At 39.5% G+C, this 17,715-nt stretch carries 19 protein-coding genes and 2 riboswitches; of the genes, 5 read left to right on the top strand and 14 right to left on the bottom strand.

The window, feature by feature from the left end; all coding sequences use genetic code 11:
* Nucleotides 1-26: 26 nt before the first annotated feature.
* The 6 genes from RZ44_RS07455 to RZ44_RS07430 form a co-directional block, all read right to left on the bottom strand.
* Nucleotides 27-899, bottom strand: coding sequence for an IS3 family transposase (locus RZ44_RS07455; protein ID WP_081962374.1), 873 nt, complete (start codon nucleotides 897-899; stop codon nucleotides 27-29).
* 5 nt (nucleotides 900-904) lie between these two features.
* On the bottom strand, nucleotides 905-1,438 hold the full coding sequence (locus RZ44_RS07450) for a helix-turn-helix domain-containing protein (RefSeq protein WP_035810019.1): 534 nt from the start codon (nucleotides 1,436-1,438) through the stop codon (nucleotides 905-907).
* 71 nt (nucleotides 1,439-1,509) lie between these two features.
* Entirely contained in the window at nucleotides 1,510-2,301 is a 792-nt protein-coding gene (locus tag RZ44_RS07445) for an energy-coupling factor transporter transmembrane component T family protein (RefSeq protein WP_035810017.1), read from the bottom strand.
* Complete coding sequence (locus RZ44_RS07440) at nucleotides 2,294-3,700, bottom strand: ABC transporter ATP-binding protein (protein ID WP_035810015.1); 1,407 nt, start codon at nucleotides 3,698-3,700, stop codon at nucleotides 2,294-2,296. The genes RZ44_RS07445 and RZ44_RS07440 overlap by 8 nt, the downstream gene beginning before the upstream one ends.
* Before the next feature lies 1 nt (nucleotide 3,701).
* Complete coding sequence (locus tag RZ44_RS07435) at nucleotides 3,702-4,283, bottom strand: ECF transporter S component (RefSeq protein ID WP_026859440.1); 582 nt, start codon at nucleotides 4,281-4,283, stop codon at nucleotides 3,702-3,704.
* 60 nt (nucleotides 4,284-4,343) lie between these two features.
* Nucleotides 4,344-4,434: riboswitch (TPP riboswitch) on the bottom strand.
* A 34-nt stretch (nucleotides 4,435-4,468) separates the two neighbouring features.
* Nucleotides 4,469-4,903, bottom strand: a complete 435-nt coding sequence (locus RZ44_RS07430; protein ID WP_035810012.1) for a 6-pyruvoyl trahydropterin synthase family protein — start codon at nucleotides 4,901-4,903, stop codon at nucleotides 4,469-4,471.
* Nucleotides 4,904-5,059: 156 nt separating this feature from the next.
* On the opposite strand from RZ44_RS07430, the gene RZ44_RS07425 reads away from it, so the two are divergent.
* A complete protein-coding gene (locus tag RZ44_RS07425) occupies nucleotides 5,060-5,311 on the top strand; it encodes a hypothetical protein (RefSeq protein WP_035810009.1) in 252 nt (83 codons plus the stop codon).
* A 30-nt stretch (nucleotides 5,312-5,341) separates the two neighbouring features.
* Here RZ44_RS07425 and gltS read toward each other — a convergent pair whose 3' ends face one another.
* The 5 genes from gltS to RZ44_RS07400 form a co-directional block, all read right to left on the bottom strand.
* The gene (gene gltS / locus RZ44_RS07420; protein WP_035810007.1) at nucleotides 5,342-6,544 is read right to left on the bottom strand and encodes a sodium/glutamate symporter; all 1,203 of its coding nucleotides are present in this window, start codon (nucleotides 6,542-6,544) and stop codon (nucleotides 5,342-5,344) included.
* A gap of 364 nt (nucleotides 6,545-6,908) precedes the next feature.
* Nucleotides 6,909-7,295 (bottom strand): GtrA family protein, encoded by a 387-nt coding sequence (locus RZ44_RS11040; RefSeq protein WP_141638996.1) that lies wholly within the window; start codon nucleotides 7,293-7,295, stop codon nucleotides 6,909-6,911.
* Between the two features lie 80 nt (nucleotides 7,296-7,375).
* Nucleotides 7,376-8,869, bottom strand: coding sequence for a pyruvate kinase (locus RZ44_RS07410; protein ID WP_035810006.1), 1,494 nt, complete (start codon nucleotides 8,867-8,869; stop codon nucleotides 7,376-7,378).
* Between the two features lie 18 nt (nucleotides 8,870-8,887).
* Nucleotides 8,888-9,295, bottom strand: a complete 408-nt coding sequence (locus RZ44_RS07405) for a hypothetical protein (RefSeq protein ID WP_035810004.1) — start codon at nucleotides 9,293-9,295, stop codon at nucleotides 8,888-8,890.
* Between the two features lie 75 nt (nucleotides 9,296-9,370).
* Entirely contained in the window at nucleotides 9,371-9,640 is a 270-nt protein-coding gene (locus tag RZ44_RS07400; RefSeq protein ID WP_221432895.1) for a 4a-hydroxytetrahydrobiopterin dehydratase, read from the bottom strand.
* A 113-nt stretch (nucleotides 9,641-9,753) separates the two neighbouring features.
* Here RZ44_RS07400 and RZ44_RS07395 point away from each other — a divergent pair, with 113 nt between their 5' ends.
* The 3 genes from RZ44_RS07395 (at nucleotide 9,754) to glnA (ending at nucleotide 12,372) form a co-directional block, all read left to right on the top strand.
* A complete protein-coding gene (locus tag RZ44_RS07395; protein WP_035810002.1) occupies nucleotides 9,754-10,170 on the top strand; it encodes a pyridoxamine 5'-phosphate oxidase family protein in 417 nt (138 codons plus the stop codon).
* A gap of 57 nt (nucleotides 10,171-10,227) precedes the next feature.
* A complete protein-coding gene (locus RZ44_RS07390; RefSeq protein ID WP_035810000.1) occupies nucleotides 10,228-10,965 on the top strand; it encodes a tryptophan-rich sensory protein in 738 nt (245 codons plus the stop codon).
* Between the two features lie 72 nt (nucleotides 10,966-11,037).
* Nucleotides 11,038-12,372, top strand: a complete 1,335-nt coding sequence (gene glnA, locus RZ44_RS07385) for a type I glutamate--ammonia ligase (RefSeq protein WP_035809997.1) — start codon at nucleotides 11,038-11,040, stop codon at nucleotides 12,370-12,372.
* A 44-nt stretch (nucleotides 12,373-12,416) separates the two neighbouring features.
* Here the strand turns inward: glnA and RZ44_RS07380 are convergent, their stop codons facing one another.
* Nucleotides 12,417-13,145 carry an SDR family NAD(P)-dependent oxidoreductase gene (locus RZ44_RS07380; RefSeq protein ID WP_035809991.1) on the bottom strand — a complete coding sequence of 243 codons (729 nt, stop codon included), beginning with the start codon at nucleotides 13,143-13,145 and terminating at the stop codon, nucleotides 12,417-12,419.
* A gap of 37 nt (nucleotides 13,146-13,182) precedes the next feature.
* Nucleotides 13,183-14,622 (bottom strand): phosphate--AMP phosphotransferase, encoded by a 1,440-nt coding sequence (locus RZ44_RS07375; protein ID WP_035809989.1) that lies wholly within the window; start codon nucleotides 14,620-14,622, stop codon nucleotides 13,183-13,185.
* 188 nt (nucleotides 14,623-14,810) lie between these two features.
* Here RZ44_RS07375 and RZ44_RS07370 point away from each other — a divergent pair, with 188 nt between their 5' ends.
* Nucleotides 14,811-15,677 (top strand): LysR family transcriptional regulator, encoded by an 867-nt coding sequence (locus tag RZ44_RS07370; RefSeq protein WP_035809986.1) that lies wholly within the window; start codon nucleotides 14,811-14,813, stop codon nucleotides 15,675-15,677.
* A 44-nt stretch (nucleotides 15,678-15,721) separates the two neighbouring features.
* On the opposite strand, the gene tcuA is transcribed toward RZ44_RS07370, so the two are convergent.
* Nucleotides 15,722-17,218, bottom strand: coding sequence for an FAD-dependent tricarballylate dehydrogenase TcuA (gene tcuA / locus RZ44_RS07365; protein ID WP_035809984.1), 1,497 nt, complete (start codon nucleotides 17,216-17,218; stop codon nucleotides 15,722-15,724).
* A 231-nt stretch (nucleotides 17,219-17,449) separates the two neighbouring features.
* Nucleotides 17,450-17,593, top strand: a riboswitch (FMN riboswitch).
* Nucleotides 17,594-17,715 lie beyond the last annotated feature (122 nt).

Genomic DNA, 17,715 nt, shown 5'->3' with positions numbered 1-17,715 from the left:
GTGAACCCCAAAAGTTGAACTTTTGGTTAAGCGATTTTATTAAAGGTGTGTCTCCTGTAATTGACAGGGGACATGCCTTTTAGTTTTGTTTTAATTCTATCATTGTTATAGAAAGCGATATATTGATGAATCGCAGATTCCAGTTCTGTATAGGTCGTAAACTGTTGGCCATAAAACATTTCCTGTTTCAACAGCCCGAAGAAATTCTCCATTGGAGAATTATCCAGACAGTTGCCTTTTCTCGACATACTTTGGAATGTCTGATGCTTCTTAAGGTATTTGACCCACTGTCTATGCTGATAGTGCCAGCCCTGATCCGAGTGGACGGTCATTCGATAGTCCAACATCGGTCGTTGTTGAATCAAATCGATTAAAGGGTCGATTGCGATATCCAGTGTGGGTGAACGATTGATTTTGCAAGACAGAATCTCTCCGCTGAATGCATCCATGAACGGCGACAAGTAAAGCTTCTCCCCGGACGCTGGAATGTTGAACTGAGTGATATCCGTCAATACTTTTTGATATGGACGATCTGTTTTAAACCGGCGGGACAGTTTGTTCTTAGCAATTTTACCGACTTTTCCTTTATATGCTTTGTATTGTCGGTTTCTATGCTTAAACTTACCGCAAAGCAATTGATATTTCCGCATCAAACGCAGCACTTTCTTGTGATTCACTATCATCCCTTTATTTTTCAATGCCAAACAGACCCGACGATAGCCATATCTGCCTTTGCTTTCAGCCACGATCGTCTGGATGGATTCGACGATTTCAGCCTCTTTATCGTGCTGCTCCGGTAGCCGGTCATTCCAGTACTTAAATACACTTTTTGCGATTTTTGCGGTCTCAAGCAGTTCTTTCAGCTGATAGCGCCCTGTTTTCCTTAACTCTATGATCACTCTGACTATTTCTTTGTTCGTTTGTCTCGAGCTAAGGATTGTAACTTTTTTTCCAGGGCAATGGCGACCTCCAGCTTACGGTTCTCAATTCTTAAACGTTCCAGTTCCTCACGTTCTGTTTCGTTCAATGGCTGACTTTCATTTCGTTTCTTCCTGGATTGTTTCTTATTCATCAGTTTAGACGGCCTGCCTTTCGGTTGGGTTTCTAAACCCAGAATACCATATTGATGATACCGACTCTGCCACTGAGCAATGATTGAGGGATTCGGTATGTCAAAAGCATTCGCTGTTTCCCTGTATGATAAATGATGTTCGAGACGGTACTGTATGACCTCGAGTTTAAATGACTTGGAATAAGTGGATTTTGTCATCCCTGCCGTCAATCCTTGAACACCATTTTGATTGAATTGATTGACCCATGTACGGATTAAACTACTGGTAATACCATACTTACTTTCCAGTCTGTTAAAGCCATTGTTCCCCGTTAAATACTCATTCACCACTTTAATCTTGAAATCGATTGAATGTTTTCTATACATATAAAAGCACCCCTAAAGTTGAATTTTGGAGTTCAACTTTAGGGGTGCACATCATTTTAAGCGGACTTTTTTTATCTTGCATCAGTACTTTCGAACGGAGAAATTACTGCTCCAAGCTGTACGGCAGCAAATATTGCAGCAGCGATCATCAGCAGTAAATATAAATCGTATTTCGAGAAAGTTGTTCTGTGATAATATGTTCGGCTGCCGTCTGTGAACCCTTTTGATTCCATAGCAATGCCGAGTCTGTATGCCCGTCTGATACTTTGGCTGAGCAATGTGACAATCGTTGATTTCAGGCCTTTAAATCCAGAAATATGTTTTTTGTTAATCAGTGCACTGCGCACTTTTCTCGCCTGTCTCAGCTGGAAGTATTCGGAGACAATAATCGGCACCATTCGTATCGCTGCCATAAAAGAATAGGCATATTTAGGTTTCACTTTAAGCTGAATCATCAAAGCGTAAAACACATCGGTAATCTTCGTCGTAAATATAACGAGTGCACCGAATAACGACAGAATAACGCCGCGCATCGTAATGTGAAGTCCCCTGACAAAGCTTTCTTCAGTAATATGAATAATGCCGTAGCGAAACAGTGTTTCAGTACCTTCACCGTAAAATATCATATAGAGACTTGAGATGAACCCTGAAATAAATATGAAAATCAGCAGCATGGCGAGATATTTAATTTTAACACCGCTTAGGCACAGTAATGTTATGAGTATGAGTATTGTCAGATGAAAGAGGACGTTCGGATTATGAATGAAAATTACTGTGGCAAAAAGTATTGCCGCGAGCAGTATTTTCGTCAGCGGATTCGCTTTATCTATAAAGGTGCTGTAATTCTTTATCGTTTCAAGCATGATTTGTCCTCTTCTCATGAAGTGTTCCATTTTCAATAATCAACCGTCTCAACGGATAGCGTTCTTTAATATTCTCATCATGTGTAATCATAATTATCGTTGTGCCAGCGGCGGTCATTTCATGAAACATACTGAGCATACGAAAAGCTGATTTCTGATCGAGACCGAACGTCGGCTCATCGAGCAGCAGCACATCAGGTACAGCGCCGAGAGCTGTTGCAACACTTAAGCGTCTTTTCTGGCCGGTGGAAATTTCAAGCGGATGCAGATGGGCAATATTATTCAGCCCGAACTGATTTAAAATAACCTCTGTCCGGCGCACTGCCTCCGTGTATTCAAAACGGGATTCCATATTGATAAAAATTTCATCGAATACTTTATGTGTAATAAATTGCAGTTCCGGATTTTGGAAAACAGGATATACGTTTCCCGCAATGTGTTTGGTCTTTTTAATTATTTTACCTCGGTAATAAATGCTGCCGTCTGCCGGAATGAGTTTCATAATCGCAAGCAGCAGGCTGGATTTACCAGTGCCATTTTTGCCTTCTAGTGTAATCCATTCCCCTTTTCCAACACTTAAATGATCAACGTGCAGAATCTCCATGCCCCGGCGTTCAAGATGCAGGTCTTTCAGTTTCAGCAGTACTTCATCCTGAGGTGACAGCGGAGCGTATACAGGAGCCTTCTGCCACGATTCCGGATGCCAGACACCGTATTCATTTAAAAGGTCTTTGTGATGTCTTAAAACGTCATTGGGTATACCTTCGTGGATAATCTGTGCTGCGCCATTCATCAGAATGACACGGTCGACTTTATCCCAAATATAATCAACACGATGTTCAACGATAACTACTGTGCGTTTTTCCCAAATCTGCTCAATAACGTTCCACAACGAAGCTGCGGATTCATCGTCCAGCATACTTGTCGGTTCATCCAGGAACAGTGTATCTGGGTTCTGCAGCAGTGCGGAAGCGATAGACAGCTTCTGCTTCATTCCGCCGGATAAGTTATTAATATTTAAGTCGAGAGGCACATCGAGTCGGGTCTGCTTCAGTGCATCCAGCATCATCGGTTCCATATTTTCTTTTGGAATACTTCTGTTTTCTAATATAAAAGCGAGTTCTTCTGCAACAGTCGGCATCGTAAACTGAGAATCAGGATCCTGAAACACATAAGCATTATCATCAGGAATATCGAGAATCTCAGCTTTCATCGGTGTATGAATAACATTGGGAATTAATCCGCCCATGACATTCAGCAGCGTACTTTTTCCCGAACCGCTCGGTCCGAGCAGCAGTACTTTCTCCCCTGATTCGATATAAATATTTAAATCGTTAAAAAGCTTGGCAGGTGCTTCCGGAAATTTTAAATTCAATTTTTCTATATTTACACCAGACATATTATAATCCTTCATGTGAATTATCAGCTCTTCGACCGACAAACTTTAAGACGCCGGTTTCTTTCAAAGCTTTATAGAGCAAATGACCCAGCCAGCCGGCTACAATCGCACCACTGAGAATTCTGAGTGAGAACATTAATGCCAGATTCCATGTTTCAAGGTGTCCGAGATAACCGTAATACCAATCGAGTGGCAGCGTTGACAGAGCAGCTGCTATACCGGCAAGAACTGCCGCCATCAGGCTTGTACTCTTATATCTGAAGAACAGGAATACAAGCTCACAAACCAGTCCCTGTATTAAACCATACATAATCAGCGAGACATCAAACTGCAGCAGTACAATCGTTTCCCCGGAAGCCGCTGCAAACTCGGCAATCAGTGCAACACCGGGCTTTCTTATAATTAAGTACGCCACAATTGCAGCGATAAACCACATGCCGTAAACCAGTTCATTTAAGTGAAGTCCGAACGGCTGCAGAATAGTATAAATTCCGTCCCATAAAGAATAAATAACAGCGAAAACGAGTGCGATAACGACAGTAATTAAAATATCAGTGAGTGTTAAACTGTTTCCTTTTTTCATGATGAAGCCTCCGTTATAAATTTCAAACAAAAAAACACACCACTAACGGAATGGTGTGCATATAAAAATATGCCACTTCCCTACGCTAGTATGATCTAGATCAGGTGATAAGGGTCAATCTCAGTCCGTACGGACACCCCCAGTGGTGGTGAATTCATTATTTGATTATCACTATCATAGTCCACTTATGTGAATTTGTGAAGTGTCATCTGTTTAGTAATCGTAACACCCTGCCTCGGATTTTCGTACAGCGTTACTTTCAGCAGTACATCATTCTCCGGCAAACGTGCAGAAAGCTCTTCAAACAGCCAGTAAGATATGTTTTCTGCTGTCGTATTCATCTCCGGAAGCGTTTCATTAAGCAGGCAGTTATCCAGCTTAATGCCGATTTCTTCATCGTAAATTTTATCGATTAAATGAAAATCAGTCGCAAGCCCAAGAGCATTAACAGGTGAAGATATCTCAATGCTGAAAGAATAATGATGATTCTTTAAATCTTTAAAAGCAGTATTAGAAAAAAATATACGGTTATCGCATATAAACGAAAAATGTTTGTGAATGGTTACCTGTTCTTCAAAATACTTAAACTCTGCAGGCGGCTTTACATCGTTAATATTCATATAACTACCTCTTTATAAATCAATTTAATTAATTATACCCATTTATAATAGTGAGTATCAAATGTGTGAAACATCATAAAGTTGTTAGGTCATGCTCTAAAACGGGAATAGGTAAATAAAGGCAGTTGCGAACTAATCTTTTAAGGAGGATTTACCATGCGTAAACGAACGAAGTTTATTATTGGAGCGGGACTCGCAGCAGGAGCACTTTATGCATCAAAGACAGAAGCGGGACAGTTAATTAAAGGTGCTGTGAATAAATGGACGGATGATGACTATATTATTAATCTCGGAAAGCCTGATGAGGCAAGGGATGCAAATATGGTGGATGAAGGTGCGATGACCAGCGTATTATATTATAACGAGTTACGGGATAAGGCATCTGAACAGGAAGATAAATACGCATAAAAAAGCCGGGGACTCCCCGGCTTTTAATGTTTAACTGAATAAATTTATAAAGAACACGATAACGGGAATGTTAACGATATCAATAAGGAATGCTCCAACGACCGGTACGATTAAGTAAGCAGTCTTCGAAGAACCGAATTTAGATGTAATTGCATCCATGTTAGCCATCGCTGTAGGTGTTGCACCTAAACCGCTTCCTATCAGTCCGTTAATCATTACTACTGCGTCATAATTTTTCCCGAGCAGTCTGTAGACAATAAACATTGTATACAGAATAATAACGATAACGTGAACAGAAACAATCAGCAGAATCGGCAGTGCCAGATCTGCGAGCTCCCAAAGTTTTATACTCATTAACGCGAATGACAGGAACAAGCCTAATGAAACAGCTCCGATTTTATCGTTAATTGTTGTGTCAAAATCAAATGGAATTCTGTCCTGTGTTGCATCTAGCAGTGTTCTGACAACAATAGCCACAAACATTGCACCTACATAATCAGGCAGGATAACTCCGGTTAAATCAGAAAAGATACCGCCAATATACGTTCCGAGCGCCATAGCGAATGTAATAATGGCAAGGTATATAAAGAATTGATCGATTGTAAATTTATTTTCTTTTTTCTGAACAGGAATTTCATAATCGCCAGCATCGAACTTGGGTTCGTTACTCTTAAGATTGTGCTTGTTAATCATAAAGCGTGCAACCGGTCCGCCAAATACGCCGCCGGCGATGAGGCCGAGTGTCGCCGCAGCAATCCCGACAGTTGTCGCACCCTGTACTCCTAATCCATCAATTGTTTCACCGAATGCTGCAGCACCCCCGTGCCCGCCGATCATCGCAGGAGAAGAAGCCATAAGACCAAGCAGCGGATCTATACCAAGCAGACTTGCCATGGATACACCTAAAGTATTTTGTACAATTGATAAAAAACTTGCGGCAAGTAAATAAATCACAAGTAGTTTTCCACCCAATTTAATAAGTTTAAAACTTGCACCTAAACCGACTGTTGTAAAAAATATAATCATAAATAAAGACTGTAGAGAAGTATCAACAGTTATCGTAACTAAACCAGCAGTGTGCATTATCAATGTGAACACTGCAAAAATCAGACCGCCGACAACTGGTGCCGGTATAGAGTATCTATCTAAAAAATGTATTTTTTTAACTAAGTAAGCACCGATGAGGTAAACTATCACTGCTAAAAATAATGATGTCACTAAATTTAATTCCATATCCCATCCTCCATCATTTAAAATTCAATCAGAAAACCTATTCTAATCTATAACTGAAGAATAACCAACAATAACTTTTACATCTTTGTAGTAAATTATGGAGTTTTTGTGAACGCATACATTTTGCCGATAAACAAAAATCCCGCTGGAGCTTTAGCAGCTCGGGCGGGATTTAAATAATCAATGTAACGCATGGCATAGTTTTGTAACGCTATACATTACATTGATTTGAGCGTTAAGTTCCTAAATCCTTTAACTCTCCCATTTGGAATGAAGAATGCATGTGCAGAAATTATCATTCGCGTAACCTGGTTCAAAATGTTTAATAACATCTTCTTTCATGTTGCCGAACGTCGTTTCCGCCTTATGCTCTGTATCTGCGGAATGATATATACCGGTTTAAAAAATACTGAATAACAGTCGCAAACATCGTCGCGCCTATTTTAACAAAAATAGCATTCCATTCAAGGTTTTGCACAAAAATAAAGACGAATATTGAAACAATTGAAAAGCCGACAGCACCGATAGTCAGAAATGAAAAATAGCGTTTGAAAAACTTGCTGTCCGCCTTGAAGTTAAAATGATAATTTAATATAAAATTTGTTGTGATACCTGTGAACATACTGATCAGATTTACTATTTGAATATGAATATCCGTATAAGTATGCAGTACGATAAACAGCAGCAAATCAAGTATTCCGCCAACTGCTGCAATCATGATATATTTAGTGAATTCTTTAAGTTTACGCATATCCACCCAACTTTCTGCCTCTGTTTTATGTTGGATTATATCATAAAAAAAATGCGCCCCTTTTTGAGACGCACATGATCTTATTCAAACATTGTTTTGGATATATTCAGTGCGCGGAGCATCGCTGTTTTCTTATAATTATGGTCATCACTCTTACTCAGAATATCATCGACCGTTTTCACGCCGTCGACGATGTAATCTCCTTTGTTCAGCATAATACATTCAGCACGTGCACCGGCCACAACATCGGAAATTTCCGAACGTGTCGGGATACCTGTTTTAATCAGCGATTCCAGCACCTGCGTCGCCCAAATAATCGGTGTATGGGCTGCTTCACATATCCACAGCAGTTCTTCCTGTATTTCACTGAGTCGTTCATAGCCTATTTCAACAGCAAGATCTCCCCTGGCGACCATGATGCCAAATGATCTGGCTGATGCTGCTTCTGCAATAATATTGGGTATTTCACCAATTGCTTCTGTTGTTTCTATTTTAGCGATAATCGGCATATCTTTTTTATCTTCCGGGAGCTTCTCCTGCAGTGTATCTTCAATATACTTCATATCATCAGCACTTTTTACGAATGAAAATGCGATGATATCTGCGTTCTCCACTGCGAAATCGAGATCTGTCATATCTTTTTCTGTAAGGACGTTTAAATTCATATCCAGGACCGGAAAGTTTATCCCTTTTTCGGTTTTGATTTTAACACCTTTTGGTTTTGATGTTTTTTTTACTTTACATATCAAGCCGTCATCCTGAATTTCCGTGACGACAGCTTCAACCTGTCCGTCATCTATTTTAATAAGCTGATCGATATCCACATTCTTAAGTACTTCCGGCACGGAAGTGTTAATCGCTATGCTGACTTTTTGCGGGAGCACCATTGCTTCCTGATTGGACAGCAGAAAATTCTCGTCTGCCTTCAGTTTAGGATTTCTTTTAGAAGTCAGCAGTGTTTTAATACGGACTTTCGGTCCGCTTATATCCATCAGTATTCTGCATGATTTACCCGTTTCTCCTGACGCTTCTTTGATGTTGTTAATCATCTGTTTCCATGTATTCTCGTCATCGTGAGCACAGTTGATACGTGCGGCATTCATGCCGGACTCAATCAGCGTTTTAACCAGCTCATAGTCTTTCGCTGCTTCCGTAGGCATCGTTACCATAATCTGCGTATGACGATGGTCGTCACGTTCGCCGAGCAGCAGTGAGGTATTTTTTTCAAGCAGACTTTTTCGGTCTGTTGAGCCGGGGTATTTAAAATACTCAGTATCATCCTGAATATCTCCGGTAATGTAACCGAGTGTTTTAATTACTGAATCGAGGTTGCCGAGCACGTTGGGTTCAAGACGGCCGAGTGACGATACACCCCACGGTATTAAAGCATTCTGTATGTCCCTGTGATCTTCCCGTCGGAACGCCATATAGGAAGCGAGATTTTTAAGGCTGTGCTTATAATCTTCACGGACTTCTCTCTGCTGCCAGCGCTCCAGTATTTCTCTGCCGTCTTTTCTGACTTGCTGGCGTATCTGCTTTACCTCTTCTAATAACGGTACTGCTTCTTTATTCATAATGTCCCCCTCAGTGTGTTAAAAACCTTTTTTATGAAGTAGAAAAATAAGAATGAAATAACACAGATGTATAAACATCCATACATTAAAGCCCTGCAGGCCGTATAAATTAATCTCTTCTATACTTAAATAATCCAATACATAAAACAGTGCGCTTGTCAGCATCCAGCTGAATACAAGTGCCGGAATATAAAACTTTTGAAAGTTCACAAAGATAAACTTAAGTAACACAGCAATGATAACCGAAGTAATGAGATGAAACAGTACCTCTGTCACGAAATAAAACTCATGTGCTGTCAGAAAATCTATATTCAGAAGCAGTGTCATCAGCTCTAGCTCAGTCAGCCGTTCAATTGCTGCAGAGACGATAAATAAAAACATGCCGGAAATTAATCCGGTCACTGTTCCGGATATTAAATACTTCATCTATTCAAATCCTTATAGTAAAAAAGATATAGAACAGGACTGCCGAGTTCATTAAAAACTGAGCAGTCCGTTATTTTAACCGAAGATTTTGTCTGTTGCCTTCGCACCTTCGATATCACGCTCTTTAAGTTCATGTGTGGAGAATGTTGTCCATACTACCGTTATCGTGGTGTAATTAATTCTGATACCGGGATGGTGCTGCTCTTTCTCTGCCTGCTGGGCAAGCATATTCACAAACTCGATACCGTCGAGAAAACGATCGAATTTAAACTTTTTAACCAGTTTCTCTTCTTTCAGTTCCCAGCCGTCACCTTCGAGTTTTTTCGCTTCTGCCTTAACATCCATAATCAATTACCTCCTGTTCATTTTATCGATATTCATTTATACCCTTTATGAATAAAAGAAATCATATGTGGTATGTACATAAAGAATGATTAATTTAAAGGACAGGTGATATTGTGGAACAGTCAAGAGTTATTGAACGTATAGAAGAAATTTTAGATGAGTCAAAAATAGGTGTCTTATCCACAGCGAAAGATAATGTGCCGAATTCCCGTTATATGTGGTTTTATAATGACGGGCTGACATTGTATGCTAAAACGAATGACCAGTCGCCTAAATACGATGAACTTGAACAAAATCCGAAGGCTCATATACTCCTTGGCTTTAATGATACTGATAACAATGCATTTGTGGAAATCAACGGCAGTGTGGAACGAATTGATGACCAGGATACAATTGACTGGCTCTGGGAAAAACAGGATAAAACCTTCTTTGATTCAAAAGAAAATCCGCACCTGAAAGTTCTAAAGGTGACGCCGGACGAAATTAAAATTATGAACGATGACGAAGAACCCGTTGAAATCACACTATAGAGAAAAGCGAGGGCATGCCCTCGCTTTTCTTATTACTAATAACAGAAAGGTGATTTGATGAGTACACAGAGAAAATGGGCAGCAGGTTATTTAGCTGCTTTTATAGTAATGATAGTAATGAACTACTTTGTAGGAACAAATGTTGGAAATGTTGCGAACAGTAACCAGCCTATTATTCAGCCGGCGGGATTTGCGTTTTCCATATGGGGATTAATATATATTCTGGTATTTATATGGATAATTAAGCAGTTCTTTCAGAAAACTTGGGAAGATTCTCCAGCCTATAAATTAAAATACTGGCCAATCATTAACTTCTTACTCAACAGTGCATGGATTTTAGTATTTACTCAGCAAATGATACTGGCGTCAGTAATTATAATTTTTGCATTGCTGATTACACTAATTATTATGCATATTTTAATTACGTCTCAGAACTACAGCTGGTTTGACCGTTTTCCTTACTCTGTTTATTTTGCCTGGGTAACAGTCGCCTCTATCGTTAATGTTTTCCAATTAACGAATGATAATAATATCGATTCTATAATCGGTCTGGATGAATTAACATGGACAATTATCATGCTGGCAGCTGCAGGAGTCATTGGTGTTCTGACGGCCTTGTATTTTAAAGACTGGTTATATCCGCTCGTCATTATCTGGCCGTTATATGCTATCTATTCGGAGAATGGCAGTGATTACATGAATTTAAATATTACATTGCTGATTATCAGCATTGTACTCGCAGTTTCTGCCATTGTTGTTATTGTAATAAAAAATAAAAATGAAAAACCCGTTTAAGCACGCGGGCAATGGGGTTTATAAACTAAGAGAAGATTTATGTGTTAAATATATTTAGGAGTGGTCATTTAAATGAGTAAAATATCTAAGGAAGATATTTTAAAGATTGCACAAGAAGAAAAAATCGGGTATGTGAAATTACAGTTCACAGATATATTAGGTGCACTTAAAAATGTGGAAATCCCTGTTGAGCAGCTGGAAGAAGCACTGGATGGGGAAATAATGTTCGATGGTTCTTCTATTGAAGGGTTTGTCCGCGTTGAAGAATCGGATATGTATTTAAAGCCTGATTATAATACTTGGAGTATTTTCCCATGGTCTGAAGAAAACTGTAGAGTTGCACGATTAATTTGCGATGTGCATAACTTCAATAACGAGCCTTTCGAAGGAGATCCGAGAAGTAATTTAAAGCGTATTGTTAAAGAAATGGAAGACATGGGTTACGATGCATTTAACCTTGGTCCGGAGCCTGAGTTCTATTTATTTAAATTGGACAAAGACAATAATCCCACTACTATCGTGAATGACACGAGCGGTTACTTTGATGTATCGATCACAGATACAAGTGAAAGATGCCGACGTGAAATAGCAAAAACACTTAAGAAAATGGATTTTGAAGTAGAAATGTTTCACCATGAAGCAGGACCCAGCCAGCATGAAATCAGTTTTAAATACAGTGATGCGGTAACGTCGAGTGATAATATTCAGACGTTTAAACTGGTGGCAAAAACAGTAGCCAGACAATACGGTCTGCATGTTACATTTATGCCTAAACCTTTATACGATGAAGCCGGAAGCGGTATGCATTATAACGTGTCGTTATTTAAAGACGGTACCAACGTTTTCTATGATGAACATGATGAAGACGGTCTGAGTGAGGAAATGAAATACTTTATGGCAGGTCTGCTTGATCACGCGCGGGGTTATACGGCAATCTGTAATCCGCTTGTAAACTCATATAAACGTCTGAGCACAGGATTCGAAGCACCGCGTTATATCGCATGGAGCGGCAGCAACCGTACACCGCTGCTCCGAATACCATCGACAAGAGGAGCAGGAACACGAGCAGAAGTCAGATCGCTGGATCCATCGGCAAATCCGTATCTTGCGACTGCAGTAATATTAAGAGCGGGCCTCAGCGGCATTAAGAATCAGAAAGACCTGACGACGCCGGTGGACGAAAATATTTTTGAAATGACAAGTACCCAACGTAAGGCGGAAGATGTCGAAGACCTGCCAACAACGTTATATACAGCGCTGAAAGCATTGAAAGAAGATGAAGTGATTCAGGATGCGCTCGGCAGGCATATATGCGACCACTTTATAGAGAACAAGAATTATGAATGGAAAATGTACAGTGCCCAGATAACGTCGTGGGAGAAAGAACAGTATTTAAGCCAGTATTAATAAGGAAACGGGAGTAACGCATAGCGTTACTCCCGTTTTTTGTATTAGATATAATCTTTTACATCATAGCTTTCCTCGCTGCCGAAGTCTTCCAGCGTCACTACTTTGTGAAGTGCTGCTGCAACGTCTTCAGCTTTTGCAAGCTTGTTTGTATCCTTATACTCTTTGAAGCGGTCGAGGTTGGGAAACTCATTGATATCAGATGCGCGGATGACTTCCTGCATCCCTGTATCGATAACGCCCGGATAGAACACCGCACTCTTAATGTTGTTGCCCTGATGGATGTTTTCTTTGTTAAGAACGCCATGTACCATGTTTACAGCTGCTTTGGAACTGCAGTATACACCCCATCCCTCAATTGCACTTCGTGCAGCACCGCTCGTTACAGTAACGATACGCTTTTCGCCTTCAAAGTCTTTGAAGCGGTTAACGAAGCCCTGGATAAGAAGTGTCGGAGCGACAACGTTGACTTTATAGTTTGTTACCATGTCATCTGCTGACACATTGCTGACTGCTTTGACCGGGTCGACAATGCCTGCAACGTTCAGTAAATACACTTCATCAGTTTCGTCCGGGTCTACAGAGTTGAAAATTTCAGGTACAAATTGCTCAAGTGCATCGGTATCACTGAAATCCACTGAAAATGATTTATGGATGTTACCTGCTTCCTCTACTTTGCTTCTCGTAATACTGATAATTTTACTGTCACCGAAAGTTTTCGCAGCTGCTTCGCCGAGTCCGCGGTTGGTACCTGTTAAAAATACATACTTCATTGATGTTTTCCCCCTTGATTTATATCTTTCAACTTCATTATACGCTTTTATTTTTACTTGCTAAACGTTCTTCACATATTTTTATAATCGTTTTCAGTGCAGTAATACGTGCATAGCGTTTATCGTTTGCCGGAATAACAATCCACGGCGCATGTTCAGTATCTGTTTTAAGTATCATATCCTCAGACGCTTCCAGATATAAATCCCATTTCTCACGATTACGCCAGTCATCCTCTGTAATCTTCCATTGTTTCTCAGGTGTGTTTAAACGATCTTCCAGTCGTTTGAGCTGTTCATCCTTATCGAGTGACAGAAAGAATTTAATAACAACTGCCCCTGAATTATGCAGTGCTTTCTCAAAATCATTAATCTCTTCATATGCCTGCTGCCATGCATCCTGTGAAGCGAAACCTTCTACACGTTCGACGAGAACCCGTCCATACCAGCTGCGGTCAAAAAATCCAATGTGGCCGCTTCTTGGTGTCCGTTTCGCAAACCGCCATAAGTAATGATGGGCAAGCTCGATATCAGTCGGGGTACCAATAGCATTGTTTTTATAGCCCGTCGGATCAAGGAGTGCTCTCGTACGTTTAATGTTACCGCCTTTGCCGGCAGCGTCCATTCCTTCATAAACCAAGACAAGCGGAATCTTCTCCTGATAGAGCTGGAACTGAATTTCACGCATTCTTGCCTGTAAATCCGGCAGTATTTCTTTATATTCATGCTTTGGGATAGTTTCTTTATCAAAATCAAATGTGAACAAGTCAGTTTTAAAGTTATCGCTGAACCTGCCTTCGGTCTTTGGCTTATTTTTATGCTCAGCTTTAATACGTTTCTTTAAACGAGTAATGATCGCAGAGTATAAAGTATTTGCGGCATCTTCTTTGTTATGAAAATCAATCTGAGTCCACGGAGAAACTGTCTCACCCTGCAGAAAGTATTCCATTTCTTCATCATAGTCATGGTGCTGCAGGCGGCTCTGGAATTCTTCAGCTTTCCATTTCAGCATAGGGTTATCTTTCAGATTCTGAATATGACGTTCCCGGACTTCTTTATCCGTAGTAATGTAAAATTTTAAAACCTCATAGCCGTTGTTTGTTAAAGTTTCTTCAAAGTTCTTCATATCTTCTTCAATCAATTTGAAGTCAGTATTAATATTGCGCTTGATATTATAATCCTTGTATTCTATTAATTGCGAGTACCAGCTTCTGAAATGAATATTAATATTGCCGTCTTTCGGAAGATGATACCAGTAGCGGTGAAGGAAAGGATACCTTAAATCGGCTTCTCTCGGCGGACGCGTGGCGACGAAGTTTGTATACTTCGCATCGAGCGACATATATAAGGCGTTTGATAACCGTGATTTACCCGATGCAGGAGCGCCTTCAATAATAATCATGACAGGAATACCCATATTGTGTGTCCTGCGTGTGACTTCTCCTAATTCAAATTCCAGGTCTTTATCAATTGAAATCATGTTTATCCATCTCCAATCTGAATATATCGATTCAACTTAAAGAATATCTATTAATTCCAGTATATCTTTAACCGGAGAAACTGGGTACTATATAAACAAATTGTTAACTTCTTACATTATGGGATAGAAAAATCTGATAACATGAAGAGTGAATTATAGTCTTTAAAGCATTAAAAAGGGGTGGTCCGATGGATCAGAAGGATTGGAAAATATTAAAATTGCTCTATGAAGAGAAGAATATTACGAAAACAGCTGAGAAATTATATGTTTCGCAACCTTCATTAAGTTATCGTTTGAAAAATTTAGAAAAAGAAATAGGAACCGAGCTTATTTTTAAAACGAAAACAGGTATTGAATTTACGTCTGAAGGAGAATATCTCGTTAAATATGCAAAAGATATGCTACAGCAGCTTCAGGTGGTTAAAGATAATATTAATAATATGAGTGAAGAAATATCGGGCACACTGAAGATCGGTGTATCGAGTAACTTTGCTCAATATGTTCTGCCTAACCTGCTTAAAACATTTTCAAATAAATATCCTGAAGTACGTTTTAATGTTAGAACAGGTGTGAGTTCAGATGTATATAAGATGATAAACGATTCATCAGTTCATATTGGTATTCTTAGAAGAGATTATCAATGGCAAAGCAGGAAGTATTTATTAAATCAGGAACCGCTGTATATTATTTCTCAAAACGAAATTAATGTGCAGGAATTACCTTCATATAAGCAGATAGATTATAAAACAGATTCTTCTCTTAAAGAGATTATTAACCGCTGGTGGACGACTGAATTTGCTTCGCCGGCAAGTATAGAAATGGAAGTAGATCGTCTTGATACGTGTAAGGAATTAGTAAAAAGCGGTTTAGGATATTCTATTGTGCCTGAAATTTGTTTAAAAGAAGAGGAGAACCTGTATAAATCAAAAGTTGAATCGAAAGACGGAGCTTTAATAAAAAGAGATACATGGATAATGTACAATGAGGACTACGAAAATCTGGTTATTGTAAAAAAATTCATTGAACATATGCGCTCGTGGGGAAATATCAAATAAAAAAAGGAAAGCATCGGGGGGATGCTTTCCTTTTTAATTTATGTCTAATTCTGTGCTGCTGTAGAAAGATAGTTTTTAACTGAGTCACCTGCAGTTTTTCCGAATACAGATCCTGACATTAAGCCTGAACCGCCGGGATAGTTATGGTAGAAAAGATCTCCGACCATCTCGCCTGCAGCATATAACCCTTCAATAGGTTCATCATTCTCATCCAGTACTTCTGATTTGTTGTTTACTTTGATTGCACCGAAAGTAAATGTGATACCGCAAGTAATTGGATAAGCGTAAAAAGGACCTTCGTTAAACTTAAGCGCCCAGTTTGTTTTGTTCGGTGATAAGCCGACTGTTGTTTTACCGTCTTTAACACTCGGGTTATAGTCGCCGTCCTGAACTGCATCGTTGTAGCTGTTAATTGTCTCCAGGAAATTTTCTTTATCAACGCCCATTTTCACTGCAAGTTCTTCAATAGTGTCAGCTGTCAGCATTGTTGCTTCTTCCAGGTTGTACTCTACTCTTAACATGTCTCTCACCTGAGAATCGTAAATCTGAAATGCTTTCTGCTGAGTCTGTTTCAGAGTTTCTTTACCGTATTTTGCGTAAGTGTAGTTTCTGAAATCTGCACCTTCATCGACGAAACGCTCACCTTCTACGTTAACGATTAATCCTAATGGATATGATGATTTCTTATAGATGTCACCAGGTTTGCTGTAGTCACCAGTTTTAGGTGAGTTGTAGTCTGTAGTATGTGCGTGACAGCCGTCATATTGTCCTGCTTTTACTGCACCGACTTCAAGTGCCATTGTGATACCGTCACCTGTGTTGTACTCGCTTCCGCGGACAATTGCATTTTCCCACTCTTTGCCGAGGTGCTCCATACGTTTCTTCTTGTCAGCTTCAAATCCGCCGCTCGCTAATACTACTGCTTTAGTTTTAACAAGGACTTTACCGTGCTCTTCACTGTTTACGTGAACCCCTGTAATTTTCCCATCTGTTTTTTCAAGCTTTTCAGCAGGTGATGCGTACCAGAAGTCCACACCGTTCTCTTCTGCTTTTTTGAATAATGATTTTACAAGACCGATACCTTTATCGACTGTTTTAACAGGCAGACCGCCCCAGAATGATTTCTTTCCGTCTTTTTCAAAGAACTGGTTTTCATTTAACTGAAACTCTACACCCTGCTCTTTCATCCAAAGAATCGTTTCATATGATTTACCTGTTAAATGTTCAGCAAGACTTGGGTTGCTTTCGTTTTTAGTAACGTTCATTAAGTCGCCGTGATAATCCTCTGTTGCATATTTTGGTAATTCAATTGAGTTTAGTTCTTCTTCAGATAAGTTGTCTACGACTTTGCTTAAACCGTCAAGATCGTTATATGCGAATCGGATTGCTCCATCAGTAAAGAATGAGTTGCCTCCGCGTTTGTGCTGCGGCCCCTTTTCGACAACAAGTACTTTTAAATTGTCTTCACTTGCAGATACCGCTGCACTTAATGCTGCGTTACCAGATCCTACTACAACTAAATCATATTCAAAATTTGTCATTTTATAATTCCCCCTGTTATGGATGTATAGCTCAAGGTTAGAACATATCTGATAATAAATGAAATATCGTTTTTAAATAAAATGTGATAAAAATATTCTATGATGCTTTAAGGACGGCAGATGATTGGCAAATTTATAGAAAAGATAGTTAAATTAATTATCAGAAATATCAATACATTGCGTTTCTCATAGTAATGTACTATATTTTATAAAGAGTTTTTCAACTGAATACAATTCTTTCGGGGCAGGGTGAAATTCCCAACCGGCGGTAATCTTTATAAGAAAGCCCGCGACCTGTACGGTAATTTTTACCGTATGGCTGATTCAGTTCAAGTCTGAAGCCGACAGTTAAAGTCTGGATGGGAGAGAGAATAATGTAGCAGCGTAAAATGTTTTAACAGCATTTATATACGTTTATTTAGCATTGTGTCAAACACTGTGTTAATTCAGCATACATTTTTTTAGCACCGGCGGATAAGTTTATTCGCTGGTGCTAT

Source organism: Jeotgalicoccus saudimassiliensis, from assembly GCF_000756715.1.
Taxonomy (GTDB): Bacteria; Bacillota; Bacilli; order Staphylococcales; family Salinicoccaceae; genus Jeotgalicoccus; species Jeotgalicoccus saudimassiliensis.
Note: the sequence above shows the minus strand (reverse complement) of the source record. Positions and strands in the feature narration are given on the sequence as shown.